This is a genomic window from Caulobacter sp. DWR1-3-2b1 (genome assembly GCF_049895765.1).
In the GTDB taxonomy this organism is placed as follows: domain Bacteria; phylum Pseudomonadota; class Alphaproteobacteria; order Caulobacterales; family Caulobacteraceae; genus Caulobacter.
Genome location: NZ_JAFCSZ010000006.1, coordinates 41,139 through 67,871 on the forward strand (window position 1 = coordinate 41,139; position 26,733 = coordinate 67,871).

The window sequence follows — 26,733 nt, forward strand, 5'->3', positions numbered from 1 at the left end:
ACCGCTCAAGAGAACAGCTCGCCGAAAAATTTGAAGACGCTTAGGCGCTGCAGATCATTCCAGGTCGCGAACAACATGAAACTCAGCAACAGCGCAAGACCAACCCTGTAGCCGGCCGCTTGAAGACGCGCGCCAAGCGGTCGCCGGGCGATCGCTTCATACGCGTAGAACATCAGATGCCCCCCATCCAGAACCGGGATCGGTAACAGGTTCATGAAGCCTACGCTGACTGAGAGGACCGCCGACAACCAGATCAGCGCGACAGCCGAGCCCAGCAGCATCGAGGGCAAGTCCGTGGCGCCCGCCGCGCCGGCCTGGGCCAGTTGACCCGAGGTCTTGGCGATGCCGATGGGGCCGCTGATCTGTTCGGCCGAAACTTCAAGACGGATCACGCGGCCCAGATAATAGACCGTCGTCTCAAGCACGTCCCAGGTCCGAGCGAAGCCACCCACGATCGCCTCGATCGGATTGTAGCGGACGCGCTGGATGTCGCTGCTGGGCACGCCGCCGGCCACCCCGAGAAGCATTCGGGTCTTGGGCTTGCCGTCGGCGTCTGGGCGGGTCAGCAGCGTGGGCGTTGCGATAATCTCGACGATCTCGCCGCCCCGATAGACCCCGAAGGCGATAGGATTGCCGCCGCGCTTGGCCACATGACGGGTCAGGTCTTCGAAGCTGCCAACAGCAGCGCCATCGGCGCGCTGGATGACATCCCCGCGGCGCAGCCCGGCCTTTTCAGCAGGAGAGCCCGGCTCGACACTGGCGATCAGTGGCGGAGCGCCAAAGCCGAGAACGCCGGCCTTCTGGCTGCCACCGAAGCCATCGGAGATATCGACGAGCGCGGGAGTGGCCACCAGCTCAAGGGTCTTGTCGCCGCGTTCGACCTGGAAACGGATCGGAACATCGCTGCGAAGGAGCGCATAGTTGTCCAGTTCGCCAAAGCTCTTCACCTTGCGGCCATCAGCCGAGAGGATCACGTCGCCTTGTCGGAAACCGGCGGCAGCGGCCGGACTGCCTGCATTGACTCCAGTGATCACCGGTCGGCGCACTGTCTCGCCGAATACGCCCAGCAGGACCGCAAACAGCGTGATCGCCAGGACGAAGTTGGCCAGAGGCCCCGCCGCGACGATGAACGCCCTCTGCCACAAAGGCTTGAAGTGCAGGTAGCGATTTACTGCTTCGCTGCCCTCGCGACGCTCGATGTCGGTGCGCATGCTCGCCAGGTCTTCCTTGTCAGGAACGCTGGCGGCGTTCTCATCGCCGGCGAAGCGAACATAGCCGCCCAAGGGCAGCCATCCAATCTGCCATTGAACGCCAGCCCGGTCCCGCCAGGAGAAGATGGCGCGGCCAAAACCGATCGAGAATCGGTCGATCTCCACGTTGCAGGCCTTGGCGGCCCAGAAGTGTCCAAGCTCGTGAACGGTCACGACCACCAGGATCACCAGCGGGAAGGCGATGATGTAGGCGGCCGCCGATTGTATGAAGCCGAGCATGTCGGATTTCTTCTCGTCTTCAGTTGTGGCGTTGAACTTGGCGTACAACCTCGGCCGCAATGCGGCGAGCGCTCGCGTCAGTCGTCATGGCACTCTCGACTGGATCGGCATCGGCTTCCATCAGGACCCCCAGGCTGTTCATGCGTTCCAGGGTCCCAGCCACCGAGGCGGCAATATCGAGAAAGCCGATCTGACGGTCAAGGAACGCCGCCACGGCGACTTCATTGGCTGCGTTCATAGCAGCCGGAGCGCCGCCGCCTAGCCGCATCGCCTCTCGGGCGATGCTAATCGACGGAAAACGTTCCAGATCAGGTTGTTCGAAGGTCAGCTGGCCATAGGCGGCCAGATCCAGCCGGGGCGCGGGCCATGGCAGGCGATCCGGCCAGGCGAAGGCGCAAGCGATCGGAGTGCGCATGTCGGGCGGTCCAAGCTGGGCCAGGGTCGAACCGTCGGCATACTCAACCAAGCTGTGAATCACGGACTGCGGATGGATCACGGCCTCGATGCGCTCTTCCGGGGTGTCGAACAGATAGGAGGCCTCGATCATCTCGAGGCCCTTGTTCATCATGGATGCGGAATCGACCGAAATCTTGGCGCCCATCGACCAGTTTGGGTGGGCAATGGCCTGTTCGGGCGTAGCGATCGCCATCTGCTCCCGAGTCCAGGTGCGGAACGGACCACCCGACGCCGTCAAGATCAATCGCGACACACGCTGGATACAGGCCGGCTGCAGCACCTGGAAAATAGCCGAGTGCTCGGAATCGACAGGGATCACCGATCCGCCTGCCTCGCGGGCGATTCGCAGCAGAGCCGGCCCTGCGCAGACCAAGCTTTCCTTGTTGGCCAGGGCGATGACGGCTCCGGTGCGCGCCGCCGCCAGGGTGGGGGCCAGGCCGGCCGCGCCAACAATGGCCGACATCACCCAATCGGCGCCCATGGCCGCGGCCTCGACAACCGCCGCCGTCCCCGCCGCAGCGCGAACGCCCGTGTCCTTGAGCCCATCGCGCAGCGCGCCAAGCAGGCCTTCGTCCTCGATCACCGCGACAGCGGGACGCCAGCGTAGGGCCTGCTCGATCAAGCGCTCGACATTGCGACCAGCGGTCAGCGCCAGGATGTCGACCTCGACACCAGCCGCCTCGAAAAGCCCCAGGGTAGAAACACCGATCGAACCCGTGGAGCCCAGAACCACGACCTTACGGACGGCCGTCAATGGGCCCATCCGTAGAGATAGATCAGGCGCACTCCGGCAATGACGATGGCGGCGAACATCAAGCCATCGACGCGGTCAAGCAAACCGCCGTGACCGGGGATCAAGTCTCCTGAATCCTTCACGCCGAATCGACGCTTCAGGATCGACTCCCAGAGGTCGCCCATCATCGTCGACAGGCCGCCCAGGAAGCCGATAAACGCGGCCACGGGCCAGGTCAGGTTCATGTCCGGCAGGGCCGGCAGCAGTCCGGACAGGGCGTCTATTCCGACTGCGGCGATCGCCGCCGCTACCAAGCCTCCAAAGAAACCGGACCATGTCTTGTTGGGCGAGAACTTGGGCCACAGCTTGGGACCCTTCAGGATGCTCCCGGTGACGTAGGCAAAAATGTCGGCGAACCAGGTGACGGCGAACAGCAAAAGCGTCCAGCTCAGGCCGGCGTCCAGCACTCTCAGCCAGACCAGGGCGATGCAGGCCGGGGCGATATAGATCACACCATAGGCGGCGTCGGCTCGGCGCTCGACAGCGCCACGGGCGATCAGGGCGGCCAGAATCGCGCCTGCGGCCAGCAGAGGCCACGTAAGATAATAGTGCCCTCGGAACGCAGCCACGACGGCCACCAGAACCGCGACACCGATCGCCAGGGCCACACCTCGCGGCGCGCGCGGCGCGCTCATCATCCCCCACTCGCGAGCGAGCAAGGCGGCGCAGACCGCGACGAGGGCCAAGAACCACACGCCGCCGAACCACACGGCGGACACGACCGTGGGTACGAGCACGGTGGCTGAAAGCACCCGCACCCGAAGATTCTTCCAGTTGAAGCGCTTAGCCGGCGACGGCGACGTCATCGGCCGCAATGCCTCCATAGCGTCGGTCGCGCCTGCGGTATTCCGCAATGGCCGCCGAGAGCGCTTCAGATCCGTAGTCAGGCCAGAGCACGTCCTGAAAGACGAGCTCGGCATAGGCGCATTCCCACAGCAGGAAGTTGGAAATCCGCTGCTCTCCGCTGGTGCGCACGATCAAATCGGGGGCCGGTGCGGTGGATGTCGATAGAAAGCCTTCGAAGGCTGCTTCATCGAGATCGGCGGCCTTGGCCTCGCCCCGCTCCACCGCTTCCGCAAAGGCGCGTGCTGCGTCGGCGATATCGGCGCGGCCGCCATAGTTGAAGGCCACCTGAAGCGTGAACTTGTTGTTGCTGGCCGTGCGGCGCTCAGCGCGCTCGATGATTTCCTGAATGTCCGCCGCCAAACCGGTCCGGCGGCCGATGATCCGCACCCGGACGCCTTCACGCGCCAGACGCTCCAGGTCCGATTCGACATAGGCCTTGAGCAGCCCCATCAACTCGGAAACCTCGTGCGCCGGCCGGCTCCAGTTCTCGGTCGAAAAACCGAAAACGGTCAGGACGCCCACGCCCAGGTCCGGCGCGGCCTCGACCGTGCGCTTCAGCGCATTGACGCCGGCGCGATGACCGAGCGCGCGCGGCATTCCGCGCCGCTTAGCCCAGCGACCGTTTCCGTCCATGATGATGGCCACATGCAGAGAGCGGTTCGACGCGTCGCCCCCAGCGCGCGCCGAAACATCCTGCAGGCCGGTCGTCGCCGACATTTGCTTCAAGCCTTCCCTAACCGTACCCGTTACTCAGGTCGGCGCCTAAACCTGCATGATCTCTTGCTCTTTGATTTTCAAGGCCTCGTCGACCTTCTTGATGGCCTCGTCGGTCATCTTCTGGACCTCGGTTTCCATCTTCTTCAGCTCGTCCTCGCTGATGACGCTCGCCTTCTCGGCCTTCTTGAGGTCGTCATTGGCGTCGCGACGGATGTTGCGCACAGCGACCTTCTGGGCCTCGGCGTACTTGCCGGCGATCTTGGAAAGGTCCTTGCGGCGCTCTTCGGTCAGCGGCGGGATAGGGATACGCAGGTTGTTGCCTTCGACGACCGGGTTCAGGCCGAGATCCGAATTGCGGATCGCCTTTTCCACAGCAGAGACAACGCCCTTGTCCCAGATGTTGACGTTGATCTGGCGCGGCTCAGGCACGCTGATCGAGGCGACGGTGTTCAGTTGCACCATCGATCCGTAAGCGCTGACCATGATCTGATCGAGCAGACTGGATGAGGCGCGACCGGTGCGAAGACCGGCGAAATCTTCCTTCAGAGCCTGCACGGACTTCTCCATGCGCTCCTTGTAGCGGGACAGGTCGGGTTTTTCGGCGGCGGCCATGGCTTGGGCTCTCTTCGCTTGAGTTAGGCGGCGGCGTCTTGGGCGACGACGGTAAAAGTGCCCTCGCCACGCAGGACGTTCAGCAGATTGCCGCGCCCCTTGATGGAGAAGACCACGATCGGGATGTTGCTGTCGCGCATCAAGGCGACGGCGGAGGCGTCCATGACCCGCAGGTCCTTGGCCAGCACGTCCATATAGGTCAGGCGGTCGTAGCGCTGGGCGCTGGCGTCTTTCTTGGGGTCGGCGGTGTAGACGCCGTCGACGCTGGTGCCCTTGAACAGGGCGTCGCACTGCATTTCAGCGGCGCGCAGGGCAGCGGCGGTGTCTGTGGTGAAGAACGGATTGCCAGTACCGGCCGCGAAGATCACCACCCTACCCTTTTCCAGGTGGCGCTGGGCGCGACGGCGGATGTAGGGCTCGCAAACCGTGGCCATCGGAATGGCCGACTGCACGCGGGTGGAGACACCGACGCGCTCGAGCGCGTCCTGCATGGCCAGGGCGTTCATGACCGTGGCCAGCATGCCCATATAGTCAGCGCTGGAACGCTCCATGCCCTTGGCCGCGCCGGCCATGCCGCGGAAGATGTTGCCGCCGCCGATGACAATGCAAAGCTCGACGCCGGACTTGACGATCTGGGCGATGTCCTCGGCCACGGACTGAACGGTGTTGGTGTCGATGCCATAGGGCGTATCGCCCATCAGCACTTCGCCCGACACCTTCAGGAGCACGCGACGGAAAGGCTTCTGCGTGATGGTGCTGGGTTCGGACATGGACCGGGCTCTTCCTGAGTCGTCGGCACGCAACATAGTGCGCGTTCGTCAAAAGTGGGATCGGTTTTGCGCACGCCTCGCCGCAGATGGCCGCGGGACGGCCGAAATGACCGCAGGCAGGCGCAAGAAGGGCGCGGCGCGCGTCAAACGCGCCGCGCCCTTCAAGGACAGAAGCCGCGCGCCGCCGAAGCGATGCGCGAACTCGATATCTTAGGCTTGGCCAGCCATCGCGGCGACTTCAGCGGCGAAATCGCCAACCGGAGCCTTCTCGACGCCTTCGCCCAGACCCAGGCGCACGAAGCCCTTCACGGTCAGCGTGGAACCCAGTTCCTTGCCGGTTTCGGCGACCAGTTGCTCGACGGTCTGGTCCGGGTTCATGACGAAGGCTTGCTTCAGCAGCACGACTTCTTCCAGGAACTTGCGAATCCGGCCTTCGACCATCTTCTCGACGACGCCGGCGGGCTTGCCCGACTCCAACGCCTGCTCGGTAAAGATGGCGCGTTCCTTTTCGATGGCGGCCTGGTCCAGGTCGTCCGGCGACAGCGATAGCGGCGAGGTCGCAGCGACGTGCATGGCGATCTTGCGGCCCAGTTCAACGATCTTGGCCTGGTCGCCAGCGCCTTCGATAGCCACCAGCACGCCGATGCGGCCCAGTTCCGGGGCCGTGGCGTTGTGGATGTAGGTGGCGATGGCACCTTCCGTGACGCTGAAGCGAGCCGAACGACGCAGAACCATGTTCTCGCCGATGGTGGCGATCAGATTGGTCAGGACATCCGAGACGACTTCGCCGTCCGAGGTCTTGCCGGCAATGATGGCGTCGACGCCTTCGTTGTCCAGGCCGACGGCCGCGATCTTGCGGACTGCGTTCTGGAACAGCTCGTTGCGACCCAGGAAGTCGGTCTCGGCGTTCACTTCGACAGCCGAGGCGGTCATGCCGGCGCCGTCCTTGCGAACGGCGACGCCCACGAGGCCTTCAGCGGCGACGCGATCAGCCTTTTTGGCGGCCTTGGACAGGCCCTTTGTGCGCAGCCAGTCGATAGACGCGTCGATGTCGCCCGCGTTCTCTTGCAGCGCCTTCTTGCAGTCCATCATGCCGACGCCGGACTTTTCGCGCAGTTCTTTAACCAGCGCAGCCGTGATCTCAGCCATGGAAAATCTCCATATTCAAACGGTTAGCGACCGGGCTTGATAGCCCGGTCGCATGTCAGGGTCACAACGGTCGCTCGAAGGCGACCGCTGGAAATCAGCTCGCGGCCGGCTCGGCGGCGACGGCTTCGATCGCCTCGGCGGTCGCTTCTTGAGCGGCCTCGGGAGCGGCTTCCGGGGCAGCTGCTTCCGGGGCAGTAGCTTCCGGGGCGGCGGCTTCAGCAGCCACCGGCTCCGGGGTCAGTTCGCGGGCCAAGGTCGGTTCCATCGGAGCGACCGAAGCGCCCAGATCGACGCCCGACGAAGCTTGGCCTGCGGCCAGGCCGTCGAGAACGGCGTCGGCGATCAGGTCGCAGTACAGCTGCAGGGCGCGAGCGGCGTCGTCGTTACCCGGGATGGGATAGGTGATGCCGTCCGGATCGCAGTTGGTGTCCAGGATCGCGATGACCGGGATGTTCAGCTTGCGGGCCTCGAGGATCGCGATCGCTTCCTTGTTGGTGTCGATCACGAACATGATGTCGGGGATGCCGCCCATGTCCTTGATACCGCCCAGCGACAGTTCAAGCTTGTCGCGCTCGCGAGTCAGCTGCAGCAGCTCCTTCTTGGAACGGCCGGAGCCTTCGCCGACCATGATGCCTTCGAGTTCGCGCAGACGTGCGATCGAGCCCGAGACGGTGCGCCAGTTGGTCAGCGTGCCGCCGAGCCAACGGTGGTTCACATAATATTGGGCGCAGCGCTTGGCGGCGGTGGCGACCGGATCGGAAGCCTGACGCTTGGTGCCGACGAACAGCACGCGACCGCCGGCGGCGGCGACTTCACGCACCTTCACCAGGGCCTGGTGCAGGAGCGGAATCGACTGCGACAGGTCGATAATGTGGATGTTCGAACGCGAACCAAAGATGAAGCGGTCCATCTTCGGGTTCCAGCGGTGCGTCTGGTGGCCAAAGTGGGCGCCAGCTTCCAGGAGCTGACGCATGGAGAATTCGGGAAGCGCCATGAGGCCTATAATCCTTTTTCCGGTTGAACCTCCGCGGACACCCCCGACCCAGACATCTGGAGCGGGACCGGAACGGCAGCGCCGGGATGTCTCCCCGGGTCACAGCCGAACGTCCGCGTGTGGAATGGCGCGCAGATAGGCGCGATTGGACTAAAAAGCAAGCCTTGTCGGGCCGTCAAGCAGCGGAAGGCGCGCTGACGGCCCGACGGTCCCCGGCTAGGCGCCCTCCGGCTCGGACGTCTTCAGGGCTTCGCCCGCGCGACCAACAAAGGCCCACAGTTCGGCGTCGATCGGCAGCCGGCCCGCATCGGGCCCATCCATGGCGTCCTTCCAGACCGCCTGTACCTTGGCCGCGATTGCGGGATCGCCTTGCGTAAACTTGCGAACCTCCGAACGCCAGTGGCGGGCTAGGTTCAACGCCGCGGGCGAAACTGGGTCGCCGAGCGCCATCAGCCGCCGGGCCTCTTCCATGAGAACCGGCCAGGCTCCCATGAGATCGGTTCCATCGGCGGCGGCGTCACGCTTGCGGCGCGCGAACGCGGCCATTTCCTCGGGGGTATAGTGTTTAGCAAAATGCGGTTCGAACACCGCCTTCCAGCCATCGTCGGTCAGGGTCTCGCTCATGGTCGTCTCCCGAGTGAGCGTTGTCAGATCGTCGATGGAGAGCGCCGCGCCGGACGCCAATTTCGCCTGAGCGGCTCGGATCAGATCCAGGGCGCGCGATACCCTCTCGGTTTCGGCACGGAGCGCGGTTTCCTGGACCGCTAGGATCTCGGCCAGAGGCGGCGCGCCGCCTGACAGCAGATCGCTGATCCGGGCCAGCGGCAGACCCAGGCGTTTGAGCGCAAGAATCTGGTACACTCGCGCCAGCTGATCGGGTCCATAGGCGCGCCATCCGGCGTTGGTGCGCAACGGTTTCACCAGCCCTCGTTCTTCATAGAGGCGCAGGGCCTTGACCGTCACGCCTAGACGGCGCGCTGTTTCGGATGGGCTGAGATAAACGTCCAAGACCGGGCTCTCCCTTCGACCCACGACCTTCTGGGACCGGACCCAAGGGACGGGTCAAGGGCTATCAACCAGTTTAAAACGCCTTGCCGTTTACCTGGGTCGGTTCCAGGGCAAAGACATCGACATCGTCCTGACAGCGTACATCGATCGCCGCCATGCGCACGCCACCTGGGCCTTCACCGCGCGCGAACGACTCGATCCCGCAGTCGGAACAAAACAGGTGAGTAATCTTGCCGGTGTTGAAGTTGTACTCGGTCAGCGCGTCCTGCCCCTGCAGGAAGTTGAAATCCGCTTCTGAGGCGAAGGCCAGGACCGAGCCCAGCTTTCCGCAGCGCGAGCAATTGCAGGTGATCAGATCTTCAAGCCCGACCTCGGCCTCGAACCGAACCCTGCCGCACTGACAACCGCCTTGATGCCTGGCGACAACTGCTCTCCTTGCTGGGCGACACGTCGAAAAGCGCGTCAGACGTCTTCCAGAAGCGCCACCCCGGGAGCAGTCTTCAAGGCGCCGCGAAGGGAAGCATCCAGGGTGTAACGCCCAGGCAGCTTCAGCTCGATCTCCCGACCGCCGCCGATCGCGGCGATGAAGCTGATCTCGCCGCCCTTCTGCGACACCGCTGGCTCCAGGCGCTTTCTCAGGGCTTCGATCTCGGTTGCCGAGGGCGACAGGTGGACGCGCAGGCCCGCCACCACGTTTTCGATAGCCTTCTCGATAGGTTCGGCATCGTCGCCGAAGAAGCGCACCTCGCCATCCCGGGCCTTGGCGCGCACCTTGATCGCCACCGACTTGCCCGGTTCCAGAACCTCGCGGCACTTGCGTAGAGCTTCAGGCGGGAACAACACCTCGTATTCGCCAGTCGGATCCGACAGCGAGACGAAGGCGAAACGCTCACCGCTTTGCGAGGCCCGTTCCTGACGCCTGCGCACTACACCGCACATCCGGAAGGCTTCCATGCCGGCCTCGGCCTGGGGGATCACCTCGGTCAGCATCGCGGTGCGCTTGCGACGCAGCACGCCGACCATGTCCTCGAGAGGGTGACCTGTCAGATAGAAACCAACCGCGGCCAGTTCCTCATCGAGCAGATCGACCTGGTTCCAGGGCTCGGTCTTCTTCAGCCGGGGTCGGCCAGCCGCCGGATCGCCGCCGAACAAGGCGTGCTGGCCGCCCTGGCGATCGGCGGCGATGCTCTGGCTGTGCGCAATCAGGACGTCGGACGAGGCCAGGATCTGGGCGCGATTCCTATGGAAGGAATCGAAGGCCCCTGCCCGCGCCAGATTTTCGATGGCCCGCTTGTTGACCTGCTTGGGATCTACACGCTCGACGAAGTCAAAGATGTCACGGAACGGCCCGCCCTCCGCGCGCACGGCGACCAGATGCTTCATGGCTTCCAGGCCCACGTTGCGAACAGCGCCCAGGGCGTAGAGCACCTCCCCGTTTTCGACTTCGAAGTCGGCGCCCGAGCGATTGACGTCCGGAGCGCGCACCGTGAGGCCGAACCGGCGGGCGTCCTGATGGAACACGGCCAGCTTGTCGGTGTTGGAAATATCCAGGCTCATCGACGCGGCCAAGAACTCGACCGGTGTGTTGGCCTTCAACCAGGCTGTTTGATAGGCGATCAGAGCATAGGCGGCCGCGTGGCTCTTGTTGAAGCCATAACCGGCGAACTTGGCCACCAGTTCGAAGATTGAACCTGATTGTTCCTCCGGAACGTTCTTCTGCTTGGCCCCATCGACGAAACGGATCTTCTGGAGATCCATTTCCTCCTTCTTCTTCTTGCCCATGGCCCGGCGCAGAAGATCGGCTTCGCCCAAACTGTAGCCCGCCAGGATCTGGGCGATCTGCATCACCTGTTCCTGATAAACGATGACGCCGTAGGTCTCCTTGAGCACCGTCTCAAGCGAGGGATGCAAGGTGTCGACGGGTTTGCGGCCGAACTTGCAATCGACGAAGGTGTCGATGTTGTCCATCGGCCCCGGCCGATAGAGCGAGATCAGCGCGGTGATCTCCTCGATGGAGGCGCAACGCATCTTGCGCAGCGTATCGCGCATGCCCTGGCTTTCCAGCTGGAACACGCCGACCGTCTGGCCTGAGGCAAGGAGCTCGTAGGTCTTGGCGTCGTCGAAGGGTAGCTTGGTCAAATCGACGTCCGCACCACGCTTCTTCAGGTGCTTCACGGCGCGATCCAGCACCGTCAGGGTCTTCAGGCCCAGAAAGTCGAACTTCACCAGCCCGGCGCTTTCGACCCACTTCATGTTGAACTGGGTGGCGGGCAGATCCGAGCGCGGATCCTTGTAGAGCGGCGTCAGCTGGGTCAGGGGCCTGTCGCCGATGACCAAACCGGCGGCATGGGTCGAGGCGTTGCGGAAGAGACCTTCCAGCTGCAGCGCGACGTCGAGACAGGCCGAGACGTTGCCGTCTTCCTTCTTGGCCTGCTTGAGGCGCGGCTCCAGTTCGATGGCCTGGGCCAGGGTCACCGGCGCGGCCGGATTGTTCGGAACCATCTTGCAGAGCCGGTCGACGAGACCAAGCGGAAGTTGCATTACCCGTCCGACGTCGCGCAGCACAGCACGAGCCTGCAGCGAACCGAAGGTGATGATCTGAGCCACGCGGTCGCGGCCATACTTCTCCTGGACGTAGACGATGACCTCTTCGCGTCGCTCCTGGCAGAAGTCTATATCGAAGTCGGGCATCGAGACCCGCTCGGGATTCAGGAAGCGCTCGAACAGCAGGCCGAAGCGCAAGGGGTCGAGATCAGTGATGGTCAGCACCCAGGCGACCAGCGACCCGGCGCCCGAACCCCGGCCGGGACCGACGGGGATGCCGTGTGACTTCGCCCATTTGATGAAGTCCGACACGATCAGGAAGTAGCCCGGGAAGCCCATCTTGATGATGATGCCGAGCTCGAATTCCAGGCGGTCCCAATAGACCTGCTCGTCGACCGCCAGCACGTTGTCGGCGAGCCTGGCTCGCAGACCCTCCCGCGCCTGATGCGTCAACTCTTCCGGCTCGCTGCGACCGGCGCCGGTCGGGAAGCTTGGGAGGATGGGGTCGCGCTTCTTGACCAGAAAGGCGCAGCGTCGGGCGATATCGAGGGTGTTGTCGCAGGCTTCCGGCAGGTCCGAGAACAGCTTGCGCATGTCGGCCGCAGGCTTGAACCAGTGCTCCGGCGTCACGCGACGCCGTTCATCCTGGCCTACGAACGCGCCATCGGAAATGCACAGCAGGGCGTCGTGGGCGTCGTAGAGTTCGGCCTTGGCGAAATAGACATCGTTGGTCGCAACCAGCGGCGCGTCATGCTCGTAGGCCCAGTTGACCAGACCCGGCTCGGCGGCGGCCTGACGCGGCAGGCCATGCCGCTGTAATTCGACATAGAACCTGTCGTCGAACACCCGGCTCATTTCCGCGAGAGCCTGAATCGCTTCGGCGCTCTTTCCCGCGGCGAACAGCGCGTCCACTGGACCATCGGTCCCGCCAGACAACAGGATCAGTCCCTCTGCGTGCTGTACCACCTTGGCCCAAGGCACGATCGGTTCGGCCAGTTCGCCGCTTTCGAGATAGGCGATGGACGACAGTTCGGAAAGGTTGAGATAGCCCCGCTCGTTCTGGGCCAGGAGCGTAATCGTCGGTGCGCGCGCCCAGCGCTCGGTCGGCCCCGCTCCAATGCCGGATACAGGCAGAGCGCATCCGATAATGGGCTGAATGCCTGCGTCCTTGGCGTATGAGGAATATTCCAGCGCCCCAAACAGATTGGCTCGATCCGTCAGGCCCGCCGCTGGCATCCCCGCCGCTTCGGCCAGTTTGCCGATGACATCAGCCTTGATGGCGCCTTCCAGCAATGAATAGGCCGAGCGAACCCGAAGGTGGACGAACCCCTGCCCTTCGCTGCCCGACATAACTCACGCCTCCAATCAATCGACTCAGGCCACCAACTGAGCGACCGAGCACATCATCCAGACGAAGCTGGCGACGGACACAAGAGCCAAAGACTCTCTCGCGATACGGATCACAGGAACCTCCACAATCGTTGCTTGTTTGTTCTATATTCGCCTTTCGTTCTGTTCACAAGATGTTCCGCGACCATCCACCACATTTTCTTCGGGCGAGTCATTCGAAAGCCCGGCCAGCCCTTTGCCAGGACCGGCGGATCAGGTCAGATCAAGCCATGCGCCTGATCATCGATACCGACACCGCCGGGGACGATGTGTTCTCCCTGATGCTGGCCCTCACCCGTCCCGGCGTCGCTGTGGAGGCGATCACGATCGCCCACGGCAATGCCGGCTTCGTCCAGCACGCTGAGAATGCTTTGGTCACGCTGGAGAGATGCGGAAAGGCTAGAGCAACGCCCGTCTATATGGGAGCCCAAACTCCGTTCTCGCGCGCGCCGCTGGATGCGGCTTACGTGTTCGGCGCTGACGGGATGAGCAACGTCGGCTTCCCCCTCGCCGCCCAGCGTCCGGCCGACGGTCACGCGGTCGACGAGATCGTTCGCAGAGTGGTGGCTGCGCCGGGTGAGATCACGCTCATCGCCCAGGCGCCGCTAACCAACATAGCTCTCGCCTATCTGCGTGAGCCGCGCATCGCCCAAGCCGTGAAGCATCTCTGGATCATGGGCGGCACGGACAACGGCGTCGGCAATGTGACGCCGGCGGCCGAGTACAATTTCTATGTCGATCCTGAAGCCGCCAAGATCGTGATCAACGCCGGCTTCAACCTGTCGATCGTTACCTGGACCGAGACGCTGCGCGACGGCTTGCTGGATGTTTTGCAGCTGGCCGAACTGGAGGCTCTCGAAACCCCACGGGCCAGCTTCTTCACCGACGTCAATCGTGCGTCCCTCGCCTTTGCACAGGAAACCGAGGGTCTGAACGGCAGTCTGCATCCCGATGCGCTGACCTGCGCGGTGGCGCTGGATGAAAGTCTGATCCTCGAAGCCGACCATGCCGTGGTCGATGTCGAGACACTCGGCGAACTGACGCGAGGCTATCTGAGCGTCTCGCACGCGATCCTGCCCGATATCGAGATCGCCGATCCCGCGCTCAAGCGCAGGCCGCCTAACGCCCGCGTGATCAAGAAGATCGACCAGGCTGGCTTCTTCGCCGCGATGCGTCGAGCACTGCTTTAGCCGGCGCTAGAGCATTTTCCGATAAGTGTGAAACGGTTATCGGATCGAAAAATGCTCTAAACTTTTGATTTAGAGCCTTTTTCGCCCACCCTGATGAAGCCATCAGGTCGGAAAGGGCTCTAGAAGGTCTGAGGCTCCAGGTGCCCGTCCCGGAGCGCGAAGACCCGATCCATATAGCGGGCCAGATCCATGTTGTGCGTCGCAATCAGCGCGGCGACACCTTGGCCGCGCGCCAGGCTATAGAGCGACTGGAATACCGCGGCCGAGGTCGCCGGATCCAGATTGCCGGTCGGCTCGTCAGCCAGCAGCAGCTGAGGCTTGTTGGCGAGCGCCCTGGCGATAGCCACGCGCTGTTGTTCGCCGCCAGACATCTGGGCGGGCTGGTGGTTGACGCGAGCGTTGAGGCCAAGCTCGGTCAACAGCTCCAGAGCCCGCGCCTCGGCGTCGGCCCGAGTACGTCCGGCGATCATGCCGGGCATGGCCACGTTCTCGAGCGCGCTAAACTCAGGCAGCAGGTGGTGGAACTGATAGACGAACCCCACAGTGCCCAGACGGATGCGGGTGCGCACCCGCTCCGAGAGTTTCGAGCAGTCGCGACCACCCAGAGCCACGAGACCCGCGTCGGGGCGTTCCAGCAAACCGGCCGAATGCAGAAGGGATGACTTGCCCGAACCCGACGGACCTATCAGTCCGACGACCTCGCCGGGGTAGACGTCAATATCGACGCCGCGCAGGACAGGCAGATCCCCGGCTTCGGTCTTGTAGACGCGTTCGACGCCGCGCAGCGACAGCACGGGATCACTCATAGCGCAGCGCCTCCACTGGATCGATGCGCGAGGCGCGCCAGGCTGGCGGCAAGGTCGCGGCGACGCTCATCAGAGCCGAAAGGCCGACGATGCTGCCGACCTCCGACCAGTCGATCTTGGCCGGAATGTGCGAGAGCATATAGACGTCGGCGCTGAAGACGGCGGTTCCCGTGACCCATTCCACGAAGTTCTGGATCGGGGTGATATAGGCGCAAAATAAGACGCCCAGCAGCAGACCTGCGAGAGTTCCGGCCACGCCGATCGAGGCCCCAGCCATCACGAAGATGCGCAGGATCGAGGCTTGGCCAGCCCCTATCGTCCGAAGAATGGCGATGTCCTTGCCCTTGTTTTTCACCAGCATAACCAGGCTGGAGATGATGTTCAGCGTGGCGATGGCAACGATGCAGAACAGGATCAGGCGCATCACCTTCCGCTCGACCTGCAGGGCCGTGAAATAGCTGTGGTTCTTGTCCATCCAGTCGGCGACCAGCGCGCCCGGACCACTGGCGGCCTCGACGGCGGGCTTCAGCGTCTTGGCGTCGTCGGGATCTTCGACCTTGATCTCGACATAGTCGACCGAGGTGTCGCGCCCAAAGAACAGCTGCGATTGCTCCAGCGGCATATAGACGTAGGCCTCGTCGAACTGGCTCATGCCGACGCTGAAGATGCCGCCGACGATGTAGTCCTTTTCGCGCGTCGAGGTCCCAAACGCCGTCGCCGGGCCAGAAGGCGAGATCAGGGTAATGGCGTCTCCCGGCGCGACGCCGAGATTGATGGCCATCCGGTCGCCGATCAGGACGAGATCGCCGCCAAACTCGCCCTGGCCGAAGCCGGCCATCGAGCCCTTCTTGATATTCTCGGCGATGATCTTCAGGCCGCGCAGATCGCGAGGCGTGACGCCGCGCACAATGGCGCCCGTCACTTGGCTCGGACCGATGACCATCGCCTGGGCCTCGACCACAGGCACGGCCTGGATCACGCCCGGCACGGCGCGGATGCGGCTGATGACGCCATCCCGGTCGGGACCATTGATCAGCGGCGATTGGGCGTAGAGGTGGCCATTGAAGCCAAGTATCCGACCCAGCAATTCAGCCCGGAAACCGTTCATCACGCTCATGACGGTGATCAGAGCGAAGACGGCCAGCATCACCGCGCAGAACGAGATCACTGAAATCAGGGCGACGCCGCCGTTCTTGCGTTTGGCGAACAGATACCGCCGCGCGACGGACCGCTCCCAACGGCTGAACGGTCCGGCCGCCCTGAGATCGCTCATTACCCAGCCTTGCTTTGAGTGAGGCCCGCCAGGACGGACTCAAGCGATGCGGTCGAGCGTTCACCAGTCGCCCGGTTCTTGATCTCGACCACACCCTCCGCGATGCCCTTTGGACCGATGATCATCTGCCAGGGCAGACCGATCAGATCCATGGTCGCGAACTTCGCGCCGCCACGAGCGTCGGTGTCGTCATACAGCACCGTCTTGCCGGCCGATGTCAGCGCCTTGTAGGCGGTGGCACAGGCTGCATCGCAGGCCGCATCCCCTTGGCGCATGTTGATGATGCCGACATCGAAGGGCGCCACGGATTCCGGCCAGATAATGCCGGCATCGTCATGGCTGGCCTCGATGATCGCGCCCAGCAGGCGCGAAACGCCGACGCCGTAGGAGCCCATCTGAACAGGAACGTCCTTGCCGTCCGGGCCAGTGACCAGGGCGCGCATCGGCTCGGAATACTTGGTCCCGAACGAGAAGATGTGGCCGACCTCAATGCCGCGCGCCGAGAGGCGGTCGCCCTCGGGCACCTGGGCGAACGCGGCTTCGTCGTGCATTTCTTCGGTCGCGGCATAGAGCGCCGTGCGCTGATCGACCAGTGGTTGGAGATCGCCGTACCAGTCGACGTCGGGACCAGGCACCGCCATCTCGACCAAATCCTTGTGGCAGAACACGGCGCTTTCGCCAGTGTCGGCCAGGACGATGAACTCGTGGCTCAGGTCGCCGCCGATCGGGCCGGTGTCGGCGCGCATCGGCACGGCCTTCAGCCCCATGCGCGAAAACAGGTTCAGATAGGCCACGAACATGCGGTTGTAGGACTTGCGCGCGCCCTCGGCGTCGAGGTCGAAGCTGTAGGCGTCCTTCATCAGGAACTCACGGCCGCGCATCACGCCGAAGCGCGGGCGGGTCTCGTCGCGGAACTTCCACTGGATGTTGTAGAGGTTCTTGGGAAGTTCCTTGTAGCTCTTCACCGAGGCGCGGAAGATGTCGGTGACCACTTCCTCGGCCGTGGGGCCGAAGAGCAGCTCGCGCTTGTGGCGATCGGTGATGCGCAGCATCTCGGGACCGTAGGCGTCGTAGCGGCCCGACTCGCGCCACAGGTCGGCCAGCTGCAGGGTCGGCATCAGGAGCTCGATAGCGCCCGCGCGGTCCATCTCTTCGCGAACGATCTGCTCGATGCGGTTCAGCACCCGCAGGCCCAGCGGCAGCCAGGCATAGATGCCCGCCGCTTCCTGGCGGATCATGCCGGCGCGCAGCATCAGTTGGTGCGACACGATCTGGGCGTCGGAGGGCGCTTCTTTCAGCACGGGCAGGAAATAGCGCGACAGGCGCATCAGAAAGACGTCTCCGAGAAAATGCGAGGGCCTGAGATAGCCTCTTGGCCGTCAGCTTGGCAACGCGCGCGGCGAAAAGATGACCGGAACGCGTGCTCGGGACGAAAAGAAGGCCGCGCGATCCTCGCGCAGCCTTGAAAGTCATCGTCGGGGAAGACGCCACAGAGTGAGATCAGGAGTGCTGATCTCGTAGGAACACCTTAGGCCTCCGAACATGTGTTGGGGCACGCGCATGCGGCCCGCGCGGCGCATTAGGGCATTTCGCCCAAGGCTTGAGCGATTGCGGGGAGAAAGATCGCGCGACGCCCAAGGGTTGGGCGCCGCCGACCTTCTAGTAGGTGGCGGGCAACGTGGGCAGCTGGATCAGGTTGAAGCGAATGATCAGCCAAAGCACGGCGAACACCGCAGCCGACACCCAGGTGGTGGTGAAGAACTTGCGCTTCAGATTCGGGTTCACCGGCGCGCCGGGATCACCGCCGCCTGGAGGCTTGATTCCCATCTCATGATAGCTGCGCGAGCCCAAGGGCAGGACGACGAACAGAACCGTCCACCAGATGGTCAGGAAAATCGCGATGCCGGTGATCGGGCCCATCAGTGATGCGCGTCCTTTGGCGTCTCCATGAGTTCGACCAGCAGGCCGCCCATGTCCTTGGGGTGAACGAAGATGATCAGCGTACCATGCGCCCCAATGCGCGGCTCGCCTAGAACAGTGGCGCCCTTGGCGACAAGGGCGTCGCGGGCTTCGTAGATGTTCTCGACCTCGAAGCAGATGTGGTGCTGGCCGCCCTTGGGGTTTTTGGCGAGAAAGCCATGGATCGGGGATTTTTCGCCATAGGGCTCGATCAGCTCGATCTGGCTGTTGGGCAGGTTGACGAAACAGACCCAGACGCCCTGCTCCGGCATCGCCCATTTCTCGGTGACCGAGGTGGCGCCTAGCAGGTCACGGTACATCTTCAGCGACTCGTCGATCGACGGCGTGGCGACGCCCACATGGTTTAGCTTGCCGATCATGATCCTGCTCCCGCGCGTTTGTTGTTTGGGCGAAGGCCTAACACCTGTGCTGCGGTGCGAAAAGAGCCGCCCGCAATGGTTTGTACCCGGGCGGCTCCTGTCTGAGATCAGACGCGCAGGACCGTGGTCTCGACGACTGGCTTGCGCTCCCAGATTCGGAACGCCGCCTTCTTCACGGCGCGGGAGATGGCGTTCTCGATCGCCTCGTCCTGCTCCTTCTGGTCACCGCCCAGGCGCTTGAAGGCGGTCTCGGCCTCTTCGGCCAGATCGTCCATGGCTTCGCCGAGCGGATACTCGTTGTCGCCGGCCAAGCCTAGACCCCGAACCTGCGGACCCGAGACGATACGGTTCTTGCCGTCCAGAACAATCGACACAGCCAGCATGCCGTTGAACGCCACGTGGCGACGTTCGCGCAGAGCCTGACCATTCTCGGCCGTGACCACCCCGCCATCGACATAGAGCCGGCCAGCAGGAACCTCTTCGATGATTTCGGCGCGGCCTGGGGCCAAGCGCACCATGTCGCCGTTGCGCGGAGTCACCTGCTGCGGAACCTGAAGGTCACGCGCGAAGGCGGCGTGCTCGATCAGGTGGCGGCGCTCGCCATGGGTCGGGACGGCGATCTCGGGACGCGCCCACTGGTACATCTGCTTCAGCTCGTCGCGGCACGGGTGGCCGCTGACGTGGATGCCGGGGGTGTCGCGTTCGGTGTGCAGACGCACGCCGCGATCGGCCAGCTTGTTCTGCAGATTGCGGATCGGGATCTCGTTGCCCGGGATGACACGCGAGCTGAAGACCACGTGGTCGCCTTGCGACAGCTTCACATGCGGATGGGTGCCTTCGGCGATACGCGACAGAGCCGCCCTCGCCTCGCCCTGGCTGCCGGTGCAGAGGAACAGGACCTCGTTCTCGGGCAGGTACTTGGCTTGGTCGTCGGTGATGAAGGGCTCGACGCCTACCAGCAGACCGACCGAGCGCGCCGCGGCGCTCATGCGATGCATCGAACGGCCGGCCAGGCAGACCTTGCGGCCGGCAGCCTGGGCGGCGCGGATCACGGTGTCCATACGGGCGACGTTCGAGGCGAAGCAGGCCACGGCGATCTTGCCCGTCAGACCGGCGATCAGCCGGTTCATCGCCACGCGTACGTCGGCTTCCGAACCCGCCACGCCGTCGACGAACACGTTGGTGCTGTCGCAGACCATGGCGAGGATGCCCTCGTCGCCTAGCTTGCGGATGGCGTCGATGTCGGTGGCTTCACCCAGTTGGGGATCGGGATCGATCTTCCAGTCGCCGGTGTGGAGGATCGTACCCAGCGGTGTCTTGATCGCCAGGCCGTTCGGCTCGGGGATCGAGTGGGTGAGCGTGATCATTTCCAGATCGAACGGGCCGATCGAGAACTTGCCGCCCAGCGGCACTTCGGTGATCGACACCTCATCCAGCAGCCGCGCGTCGCGCAGCTTTTCGCGCAGCAGGAAGGCCGTGAACGGGGTGGCGTAGACCGGCGCCTTCAGGCGGGGCCACAGCCAGTGCACCGCGCCCAGGTGGTCTTCATGCGCGTGGGTAAGGACGATGCCGAGAATATCGTCGGCATAGGCCTCGATATATTCGGGATCCGGCAGGATGATCTCGACGCCGGGCGTCGTCTGGTCGCCGAAGGTGACGCCCAGATCGACCACGATCCACTTGCGAGCGTGAGCCGGGCCAAAGCCATACAGGTTGAAGTTCATACCGATCTCGTTCGACCCGCCGAGCGGCAGGAAGACGAGTTCGTCTTGGGAGGATTTTGTCATCAGGTCTCTGAGATGGTGTTGCGGCGGTGAATTTCGAGGAGACCACGAATGGTCAGGTCGGGATCGAAGTGGTCGATGCTGTCGGTTGCGCCCTCGAACAGGGATGCGACGCCGCCAGTGGCGACCACGGTCATGGGTTCGGCGCGTTCGGCCTTGATACGGGTGATCAGGCCTTCGATCAGGGCGATATAGCCCCAGAAGACACCTGACTGCATGGCGCCCACCGTATCCTTGCCAACCACGCGGGCCGGTCTTTGAATGGCGATACGCGGCAGTTTAGCGGCTGCTTCGTGCAGGGCCTGCATGGAAAGATTGATGCCGGGCGCGATGATGCCGCCTTCGAAGGCGCCGTCGGCGGCCACGATGTCGAAGGTGGTCGCCGTACCGCTGTCGATAACGATCAGCGGACCCGGATAGACCATGTTGGCGCCCACGGCGTTGACGAGGCGGTCAGCGCCCGCCTCGGAGGGCTTTTCAATGCGGACATCGACGCCCAGCTTGGCGTTCTCGCCGATCACCAAGGGCTCGACGTTCAGATAGCGGCGCGACAGGTTGCGCAGGTTGAAGATCGATTGCGGCACGACGCTGGAGATGATGCAGGCGTCGATGGCCCGAAAGCCCAGCCCCTGCATCGACAGCAGTTGCGACAGCCACACGACATATTCGTCGGCCGTACGCGTGCTTTCGGTGGCCGAGCGCCATTGGGCGATCCAGCTCTGGCCATCATGGATGGCGAACATGGTGTTGGTATTGCCCTGCTCGATCGCCAGCAGCATCAGTTCGCCTCGCCGAAGAAGACATCGCCGGCCGTGATGCGCCGCAACCGGCCGTCAGGCAACCGAAGCCTCAGGGCGCCGTCGCCGTCGAGGCCCTCGGCGACGCCCTCGACGGTCTCAGTTCCCAGCCGCGCCACGCAGGGTTCGCCCAGGCCATGGGCGCGCGCCGTCCAGGCATCGGCGATGGCGGGAAAGCCCAGCGAGAGCCATACTTGCGACCAGCGCTCGAACGCTTCGGCGAGGACTTCGACGGCATCGACCGGGGACGGCGGCGGCGCGGCGCGATGGGTCGTCAGGGCCGTGGCGGGGCGCTCGCTGTCGATCGGCTTGCGGGCCAGGTTGACGCCAACGCCGACCGCGATCCACAGCCCGCCGGTCGGGCGACTTCCTGACTCGACCAGGATGCCGCTGACCTTCAGCCCGCCCAGCATTGGGTCATTGGGCCATTTCAAGCTGACCAGCGACGCTGGCGCATAAGCAGCCAGAAGATCCGCCACGGCCAGGGCCGCGACGAACGAGACCTGAGCGGCTTCTGCGGGCGGCTTGTCAGTGGAAAACAGCAAGGTGGCGGCGAGGTTGCCTTCGCCCGTCTCCCAGGCGCGCCCCCGCCGACCGCGGCCAGCGGTCTGGCGCAAACCCAGTAGCCACAGCGGCCCCGCCTCGCCCGCTTCAGCACGGCGACGGGCCTCGGCGTTGGTGGAGTCGATCTCGTCGAGAACGACGACGGGCGGCCCTTTGGAAAGTGAGGGAACGCCCGTCACGTCACGCGTGGCCAAAGGCCGCGGCAGCGGCCTTGGCTGCCGGATCGAGCCAGACCAGCGCGACCAGCACCACCGGGAAGGCGAACAGGGCGGCGGCGAAGCCCACCGCACGCGCCGCCGGAGCCGGAGCGTCCACGGCGCCCTTGGAGGCGTCGAACCAGATGCTCTTGATCAGGCGTAGATAGTAAAAGGCGCCGACGACGCTGCCGATCAGACCGAGCACGGCGGCCCATTGCATCATCACATCGCCCGTGCCGAGCGCTGCCTTGAACACGTAGAACTTCGACCAGAAGCCCGAGAACGGCGGCAGGCCCAGGGCCGACAGCGAAAACGCGGTCATGGCCAGGGCGATTCCCGGGCGTTCCTTGATCAGGCCGGCCATGTCCTCGATGGTTTCCATCGGCTTGCCATCGCGGCTCAGGGCCTGCAGGCAAGCGAAGAAGCCGGTGACGTCGACCATGTAGAGGATCATGAAGACCAGCATGGCGTGCAGGCCCGTCTCACCACCGGTAGCGACGCCCAGCAGGGCGTAGCCGACATTGGCGATCGAGCTATAGGCCCACAGGCGCTTGAGGTTGGTCTGGGCCAGACCCGCGAAGGCGCCGACGAAGACCGAGATCAAGGCGGCGATCACCAGGACCTGACGCCATTGGGCCACCGAATCCGGGAAGGCGTCGCCCAGCACCCGGGCGAACATCATCATGGCGGCCAGCTTTGGCGCCGCGGCGAAGAAGCCGACGACCGGGGTCGGGGCGCCCTCATAAACGTCCGGCGTCCACATGTGGAAAGGCGCGGCCGAGACCTTGAATGCCAGGCCGCAGATCAGGAACACCAGACCAAACAGCAGACCCATGCCGTGCGCGTCGTGAGCGGCGGCGGCAATGTCGGCGAAGCGGGTCGAGCCCGCGAAGCCGTAGATCAGCGACGACCCGTAGAGCAGAAGACCCGACGACAGAGCGCCGAGCACGAAATACTTCAAGCCGGCCTCCGAGGCCTTGGCGTCGTCGCGACGGAAAGCCGCCAGGACATAGAGAGCCAGGGACTGCAGTTCGACGCCCATATAGAGGCTGATCAGGTCGCCGGCCGAGGCGGTGACGCCCATGCCAAGCGCCGCCAGGATCACCAGTACTGCATATTCGAACTTCTGATCGCCGCGCTGGGCCAGCCAGCGATCACCCAGGACGATGCCGATGGCGCTCGAGACGAAGATCGCCACCTTGGCGTAAGTCGCCGCCGCGTCGGCTGAATAGACGCCGTTGAAGGCGTGGCCATGCGGACCGACGACGGCCGCGACGGCGGCCGCGATCAGGGCCGCGACGCTGGCCAGGGTGAACGCGGCCGTGACGCGCCCCTGAAAGGCGCCCCAGACCAGCAGGACGAGGGCCGAAACCGCGAGGATGACCTCGGGCAGGATCAGCGAAAGATTGGCTGAAAGCGTCATCAGTCCCTCACCCGGCCACGGCGGCGCGCCAGGCGCCGACCAGCGCGTCGACGGACGACGCGGTCAGGTCAAATACGAAATTCGGATAGATGCCGAGCACCAGGGTCGAGATGATCAGCGGGGTGAAGATCAGGATCTCGCGCTTGTCGAGATCGGTGATCGTCTTAAGCTCGGGGTTGACGATCTCGCCGAACATCACCCGGCGATAGAGCGTCAGAGCGTACACGGCCGACAGGATCACACCGCTGGTCGCGACCAGAGCCGTCCAGGTCGAGGCCTGGTAGACACCCGTCAGGGTCAGGATTTCGCCGACGAAGCCCGAAGTGCCCGGCAGCCCGACATTCCCCATGGTGAACAGCAGGAAGGTCGCCGCGTACCAGGGCATCCGGTTGGTCAGGCCGCCGTAGAAGGCGATCTCGCGGGTGTGCATGCGATCATAAACCACGCCGACGCAGAGGAAGAGCGCGCCGGAGATCACCCCGTGGCTCAGCATCTGGAAGATGGCGCCCTGCTCGCCCGCTGCGTTGCCCGAGAAGATGCCCATGGTCACGAAGCCCATGTGGGCCACCGACGAATAGGCGATCAGCTTCTTGATGTCGGTCTGACGGAAGGCGACCAGCGAGGTGTAGACAATGGCGATGGCCGACATCGCAAACACCAGTGGCTGGAACATCTCCGACGCATTCGGGAACATTGGCAGGCTGAAGCGCATGAAGCCGTAGCCGCCCATCTTCAGCAGGACACCCGCCAGGATGACCGAACCGGCCGTGGGCGCCTCGACGTGGGCGTCGGGAAGCCAGGTGTGGACCGGCCACATTGGCATCTTCACAGCGAACGAAGCGAAGAAGGCCAGCCACAGCCAAGTCTGGAGCCACGGGGCGAACTTGAAGGTCATCAGTTCGGGGATCGAAGACGTGCCCGAGATGGTGATCATCGCCAGGATCGCGGCCAGCATCAGCACCGAGCCGAGCAGCGTGTAGAGGAAGAACTTGTAGGCCGCGTAGATGCGTCGCTTGCCACCCCAGATCCCGATGATCAGGAACATGGGCACCAGGCCGCCTTCGAAGAACAGATAGAAGAGGATCAGGTCCAGCGCGCAGAACACGCCGATGACCAGGGTCTCCAGCACCAGGAAGCAGATCAGGTATTCGACGAGCCGCTTCTCGATGGAGCGCCAGCTGGCGAGGATACAGATCGGCAGCAGGAACGCCGTCAGCAGGACGAACAGGATCGAGATCCCGTCCACGCCCATGCGGTAGTGCAGGCCCGCGAACCAGGCGAAGTCTTCCACGAACTGGAAGCCAGGGTTTGCCGCGTCAAACTGCGCGACCATCACGATCGACAGCGCGAAGGTGACCAGGGTGGTCGCCAGGGCGATCCACTTGGCCATGTTGTCGGTGGCCGCGTTATCGCCCTTGATGGCGCGGACCGCCAGAAGGACGGCCACGCCGGCGAGTGGGGCGAAGGTGGTGAGGCTGAGAAGGCCGGTCATCGATCCGTCCTCAACGGAAGGCGTAAAGAGCGAAGCCAAGCAGGCCGGCGACGCCGAGCAGCATGACAAACGCATAGTGATAGACGTAGCCGGTCTGGAGCTTGCCGGTCCGGCGGCCGACCTCGTAGCTGACGGCGCTGACGCCATCCGGCCCGAAGCCGTCGATGATCTTCTGGTCTCCGCCCTTCCAGAACAGGTCGCCGAGGAACTTGGCGAACCGTACGAACGTGGCCTGGTACAGCTCGTCGAAGAACCACTTGTTGTAGAAGAACACGTAGAGCGGGCCGTTGCGGGCCGCTAGCTTGGCGCCTAGACCTTCCTTCAGCACGTAGACGTAGAAGGCGCCCAGTAGACCCAGGACGGAGGCGACCAACGGCGACCACTTCACCCAGGTCGGAACCTCGTGGGCGTCGTGCAGCACATGGTTGGTCGGCGCATTGTAGATCGCGCCGCGCCAGAACTCTTCTTGGTGGCGCCCCACGAAGAAGTCGACGAACACGAACCCCGCGAAGATGGCGCCGATCGACAATACGACCAGCGGGAACAGCATGATCAGCGGGCTCTCATGCGGCTTGTGACCATGGCTGTGGCCATGATCGCCGTGAGCGTGAGCGTCTGGGAGCGGCTCGTCATGGGTCTCGATCTGGGCGTGCGAGGCGTGGTCGTCATGGCCATGGGCGGCATGAGCATCGTGGCCATGATCGTCATGACCCCAGCGCGCATGGCCGTTGAAGGTGAAGAAGGCCAGCCGCCAGGAATAGAAAGCGGTCAGGCCGGCCACCAGCAGGCCGATCACGAAGGCGAACATCGCGATCGAGTTCTCACCACCAGCGGCGAAGGCCGCCTCGATGATGGTGTCCTTCGAGTAGAAGCCGGCGAAGCCCAGGTGCAACGGCGGGAAGCCGAGGCCCGTGATGGCGATGGTGCCGATGGTCATGGCGATGAAGGTCACCGGCAACAGCTTGGCCAGAGCGCCGTACTTCCGCATGTCCTGCTCGTGGTGCATGCCGTGGATCACCGAACCGGCGCCCAGGAACAGCAGCGCCTTGAAGAACGCGTGGGTGAACAGGTGGAACATCGCCGCCTGATACGCGCCAATGCCGGCCGCGAAGAACATGTAGCCCAGCTGCGAACAGGTCGAATAGGCGATGACCCGCTTGATGTCGTTCTGGGTCAGGCCAACCGTGGCCGCGAACAGGGCCGTGATCGCGCCGATCACCGTGACGATGTTCTTGGCGACAGGCGCATATTCGAACATTGGCGACAGCAGGCACAGCATGTAGACGCCGGCGGTGACCATGGTCGCCGCGTGGATCAGGGCCGAGACCGGGGTCGGGCCTTCCATGGCGTCCGGCAGCCAAGTGTGCAGGAAGAACTGCGCCGACTTGCCCATCGCGCCGATGAACAGCAGGAAGCAGGCGATATCCATCAGCGGCCAAGTGTGGCCCGCGAACTCCCAGGTGCGGCCGGCGGCGCCGGCGATTTGCGGGAAGAGCTCGGCGAACTGGATCGTACCGAACGCCCAGTAGGTGGTCATGATGCCCAGGGCGAAACCGAAGTCGCCAACGCGGTTGACCACGAATGCCTTGATGGCGGCGGCGCTGGCGGTCGGCTTCTTGAACCAGAAACCAATCAGCAGATACGAGGCCAAGCCCACGCCTTCCCAGCCGAAGAACAGCTGCATGAAGTCGGCGGCGGTGACCAGCGACAGCATGGCGAAGGTGAACAGCGACAGGTACGCGAAGAAGCGCGGCTTGCTGTCATCCTCGGCCATGTAGCCCCAGGAATAGATGTGCACGAGGGCCGAAACCGTCGTGACCACGATCAGCATCACCGCCGACAGGGCGTCGATGCGGATCGACCAGTTGGAAACGAAATCGCCGATATGGATGAACGGCAGCAGGGTGACCGTGAAGGCCTGCATGTGGCCCCAGGTCCACTGGCTGAACGTGTACCAGGACAGGCCGCAGGCCATCACAAGAGCGCCGGTGGTGATCGCCTGGGATGCGACATCGCCGATGCGACGCCCGAACAGGCCCGCGATGATCGCCGCGAGCAGCGGGGCGAAGAGAATAATGGTGACTATCGTCTGCATGACGT

Annotated in this window: 23 protein-coding genes; 1 reads left to right on the forward strand and 22 read right to left on the reverse strand. The window is 63.9% G+C overall.

Annotated features, from left to right (window positions below; translation table 11 throughout):
* Positions 1-5: 5 nt before the first annotated feature.
* From rseP to sidA, 11 genes are all read right to left on the reverse strand, one after another.
* Entirely contained in the window at positions 6-1,490 is a 1,485-nt protein-coding gene (gene rseP / locus ACP69S_RS07945; RefSeq protein ID WP_425996034.1) for an RIP metalloprotease RseP, read from the reverse strand.
* Between the two features lie 19 nt (positions 1,491-1,509).
* Complete coding sequence (gene dxr / locus ACP69S_RS07950) at positions 1,510-2,709, reverse strand: 1-deoxy-D-xylulose-5-phosphate reductoisomerase (protein ID WP_425996035.1); 1,200 nt, start codon at positions 2,707-2,709, stop codon at positions 1,510-1,512.
* Positions 2,697-3,545, reverse strand: a complete 849-nt coding sequence (locus ACP69S_RS07955) for a phosphatidate cytidylyltransferase (protein WP_425996036.1) — start codon at positions 3,543-3,545, stop codon at positions 2,697-2,699. The genes dxr and ACP69S_RS07955 overlap by 13 nt, the downstream gene beginning before the upstream one ends.
* Positions 3,523-4,302, reverse strand: a complete 780-nt coding sequence (uppS, locus tag ACP69S_RS07960; protein ID WP_425996037.1) for a polyprenyl diphosphate synthase — start codon at positions 4,300-4,302, stop codon at positions 3,523-3,525. The genes ACP69S_RS07955 and uppS overlap by 23 nt, the downstream gene beginning before the upstream one ends.
* Before the next feature lie 45 nt (positions 4,303-4,347).
* Positions 4,348-4,914 carry a ribosome recycling factor gene (gene frr / locus ACP69S_RS07965; RefSeq protein ID WP_425996038.1) on the reverse strand — a complete coding sequence of 189 codons (567 nt, stop codon included), beginning with the start codon at positions 4,912-4,914 and terminating at the stop codon, positions 4,348-4,350.
* A 23-nt stretch (positions 4,915-4,937) separates the two neighbouring features.
* Entirely contained in the window at positions 4,938-5,684 is a 747-nt protein-coding gene (gene pyrH, locus ACP69S_RS07970) for a UMP kinase (protein WP_425996039.1), read from the reverse strand.
* A 210-nt stretch (positions 5,685-5,894) separates the two neighbouring features.
* Complete coding sequence (gene tsf / locus ACP69S_RS07975; RefSeq protein ID WP_425996040.1) at positions 5,895-6,833, reverse strand: translation elongation factor Ts; 939 nt, start codon at positions 6,831-6,833, stop codon at positions 5,895-5,897.
* A 94-nt stretch (positions 6,834-6,927) separates the two neighbouring features.
* Complete coding sequence (gene rpsB / locus ACP69S_RS07980) at positions 6,928-7,827, reverse strand: 30S ribosomal protein S2 (protein ID WP_425996041.1); 900 nt, start codon at positions 7,825-7,827, stop codon at positions 6,928-6,930.
* Between the two features lie 216 nt (positions 7,828-8,043).
* Positions 8,044-8,835, reverse strand: coding sequence for a MerR family transcriptional regulator (locus ACP69S_RS07985; protein WP_425996042.1), 792 nt, complete (start codon positions 8,833-8,835; stop codon positions 8,044-8,046).
* A 462-nt stretch (positions 8,836-9,297) separates the two neighbouring features.
* A complete protein-coding gene (gene dnaE, locus ACP69S_RS07990) occupies positions 9,298-12,729 on the reverse strand; it encodes a DNA polymerase III subunit alpha (RefSeq protein WP_425996043.1) in 3,432 nt (1,143 codons plus the stop codon).
* Between the two features lie 24 nt (positions 12,730-12,753).
* Positions 12,754-12,855 carry a cell division inhibitor SidA gene (sidA, locus tag ACP69S_RS07995; RefSeq protein WP_425996044.1) on the reverse strand — a complete coding sequence of 34 codons (102 nt, stop codon included), beginning with the start codon at positions 12,853-12,855 and terminating at the stop codon, positions 12,754-12,756.
* Positions 12,856-12,998: 143 nt separating this feature from the next.
* Here sidA and ACP69S_RS08000 point away from each other — a divergent pair, with 143 nt between their 5' ends.
* The gene (locus tag ACP69S_RS08000; RefSeq protein WP_425996045.1) at positions 12,999-13,958 is read left to right on the forward strand and encodes a nucleoside hydrolase; all 960 of its coding nucleotides are present in this window, start codon (positions 12,999-13,001) and stop codon (positions 13,956-13,958) included.
* A gap of 119 nt (positions 13,959-14,077) precedes the next feature.
* On the opposite strand, the gene ACP69S_RS08005 is transcribed toward ACP69S_RS08000, so the two are convergent.
* From ACP69S_RS08005 to nuoL, 11 genes are all read right to left on the reverse strand, one after another.
* Entirely contained in the window at positions 14,078-14,764 is a 687-nt protein-coding gene (locus ACP69S_RS08005) for an ABC transporter ATP-binding protein (RefSeq protein WP_425996046.1), read from the reverse strand.
* Positions 14,757-16,037: a lipoprotein-releasing ABC transporter permease subunit gene (locus tag ACP69S_RS08010; protein ID WP_425996047.1), complete on the reverse strand. Its 1,281-nt coding sequence runs from the start codon at positions 16,035-16,037 to the stop codon at positions 14,757-14,759. Before ACP69S_RS08010 ends, ACP69S_RS08005 begins: the two co-directional genes overlap by 8 nt.
* Entirely contained in the window at positions 16,037-17,365 is a 1,329-nt protein-coding gene (proS, locus tag ACP69S_RS08015; RefSeq protein WP_425996048.1) for a proline--tRNA ligase, read from the reverse strand. The genes ACP69S_RS08010 and proS overlap by 1 nt, the downstream gene beginning before the upstream one ends.
* A 331-nt stretch (positions 17,366-17,696) precedes the next feature.
* Positions 17,697-17,957, reverse strand: coding sequence for a DUF1467 family protein (locus ACP69S_RS08020; protein ID WP_425996049.1), 261 nt, complete (start codon positions 17,955-17,957; stop codon positions 17,697-17,699).
* The gene (gene mce, locus ACP69S_RS08025; RefSeq protein WP_425996051.1) at positions 17,957-18,376 is read right to left on the reverse strand and encodes a methylmalonyl-CoA epimerase; all 420 of its coding nucleotides are present in this window, start codon (positions 18,374-18,376) and stop codon (positions 17,957-17,959) included. The genes ACP69S_RS08020 and mce overlap by 1 nt, the downstream gene beginning before the upstream one ends.
* Positions 18,377-18,483: 107 nt before the next feature.
* Entirely contained in the window at positions 18,484-20,163 is a 1,680-nt protein-coding gene (locus tag ACP69S_RS08030) for a ribonuclease J (RefSeq protein WP_425996053.1), read from the reverse strand.
* Positions 20,163-20,942: a type III pantothenate kinase gene (locus ACP69S_RS08035; RefSeq protein WP_425996293.1), complete on the reverse strand. Its 780-nt coding sequence runs from the start codon at positions 20,940-20,942 to the stop codon at positions 20,163-20,165. The genes ACP69S_RS08030 and ACP69S_RS08035 overlap by 1 nt, the downstream gene beginning before the upstream one ends.
* Positions 20,939-21,700, reverse strand: coding sequence for a biotin--[acetyl-CoA-carboxylase] ligase (locus tag ACP69S_RS08040; protein WP_425996055.1), 762 nt, complete (start codon positions 21,698-21,700; stop codon positions 20,939-20,941). The genes ACP69S_RS08035 and ACP69S_RS08040 overlap by 4 nt, the downstream gene beginning before the upstream one ends.
* 1 nt (position 21,701) lies before the next feature.
* Positions 21,702-23,141 carry an NADH-quinone oxidoreductase subunit NuoN gene (nuoN, locus tag ACP69S_RS08045; RefSeq protein ID WP_425996057.1) on the reverse strand — a complete coding sequence of 480 codons (1,440 nt, stop codon included), beginning with the start codon at positions 23,139-23,141 and terminating at the stop codon, positions 21,702-21,704.
* 7 nt (positions 23,142-23,148) lie between these two features.
* Positions 23,149-24,633 (reverse strand): NADH-quinone oxidoreductase subunit M, encoded by a 1,485-nt coding sequence (locus ACP69S_RS08050; RefSeq protein WP_425996059.1) that lies wholly within the window; start codon positions 24,631-24,633, stop codon positions 23,149-23,151.
* Positions 24,634-24,643: 10 nt separating this feature from the next.
* Positions 24,644-26,728: an NADH-quinone oxidoreductase subunit L gene (gene nuoL / locus ACP69S_RS08055; RefSeq protein WP_425996061.1), complete on the reverse strand. Its 2,085-nt coding sequence runs from the start codon at positions 26,726-26,728 to the stop codon at positions 24,644-24,646.
* Positions 26,729-26,733 lie beyond the last annotated feature (5 nt).

Excerpts from the sequence above, each read along its gene's own strand:
- dxr (WP_425996035.1), bottom strand. The coding sequence starts at position 2,709 with ATGGGCCCATTGACGGCCGTCCGTAAGGTCGTGGTTCTGGGCTCCACG.
- nuoN (WP_425996057.1), bottom strand. The coding sequence starts at position 23,141 with ATGACGCTTTCAGCCAATCTTTCGCTGATCCTGCCCGAGGTCATCCTC.
- ACP69S_RS07955 (WP_425996036.1), bottom strand. The coding sequence starts at position 3,545 with ATGACGTCGCCGTCGCCGGCTAAGCGCTTCAACTGGAAGAATCTTCGG.
- mce (WP_425996051.1), bottom strand. The coding sequence starts at position 18,376 with ATGATCGGCAAGCTAAACCATGTGGGCGTCGCCACGCCGTCGATCGAC.
- nuoL (WP_425996061.1), bottom strand. The coding sequence starts at position 26,728 with ATGCAGACGATAGTCACCATTATTCTCTTCGCCCCGCTGCTCGCGGCG.
- tsf (WP_425996040.1), bottom strand. The coding sequence starts at position 6,833 with ATGGCTGAGATCACGGCTGCGCTGGTTAAAGAACTGCGCGAAAAGTCC.
- uppS (WP_425996037.1), bottom strand. The coding sequence starts at position 4,302 with ATGTCGGCGACGACCGGCCTGCAGGATGTTTCGGCGCGCGCTGGGGGC.
- rpsB (WP_425996041.1), bottom strand. The coding sequence starts at position 7,827 with ATGGCGCTTCCCGAATTCTCCATGCGTCAGCTCCTGGAAGCTGGCGCC.
- rseP (WP_425996034.1), bottom strand. The coding sequence starts at position 1,490 with ATGCTCGGCTTCATACAATCGGCGGCCGCCTACATCATCGCCTTCCCG.
- frr (WP_425996038.1), bottom strand. The coding sequence starts at position 4,914 with ATGGCCGCCGCCGAAAAACCCGACCTGTCCCGCTACAAGGAGCGCATG.
- ACP69S_RS08050 (WP_425996059.1), bottom strand. The coding sequence starts at position 24,633 with ATGACCGGCCTTCTCAGCCTCACCACCTTCGCCCCACTCGCCGGCGTG.
- ACP69S_RS08030 (WP_425996053.1), bottom strand. The coding sequence starts at position 20,163 with ATGACAAAATCCTCCCAAGACGAACTCGTCTTCCTGCCGCTCGGCGGG.
- ACP69S_RS08010 (WP_425996047.1), bottom strand. The coding sequence starts at position 16,037 with ATGAGCGATCTCAGGGCGGCCGGACCGTTCAGCCGTTGGGAGCGGTCC.
- proS (WP_425996048.1), bottom strand. The coding sequence starts at position 17,365 with ATGCGCCTGTCGCGCTATTTCCTGCCCGTGCTGAAAGAAGCGCCCTCC.
- pyrH (WP_425996039.1), bottom strand. The coding sequence starts at position 5,684 with ATGTCCGAACCCAGCACCATCACGCAGAAGCCTTTCCGTCGCGTGCTC.
- ACP69S_RS08000 (WP_425996045.1), top strand. The coding sequence starts at position 12,999 with ATGCGCCTGATCATCGATACCGACACCGCCGGGGACGATGTGTTCTCC.
- ACP69S_RS08020 (WP_425996049.1), bottom strand. The coding sequence starts at position 17,957 with ATGGGCCCGATCACCGGCATCGCGATTTTCCTGACCATCTGGTGGACG.
- ACP69S_RS08005 (WP_425996046.1), bottom strand. The coding sequence starts at position 14,764 with ATGAGTGATCCCGTGCTGTCGCTGCGCGGCGTCGAACGCGTCTACAAG.
- dnaE (WP_425996043.1), bottom strand. The coding sequence starts at position 12,729 with ATGTCGGGCAGCGAAGGGCAGGGGTTCGTCCACCTTCGGGTTCGCTCG.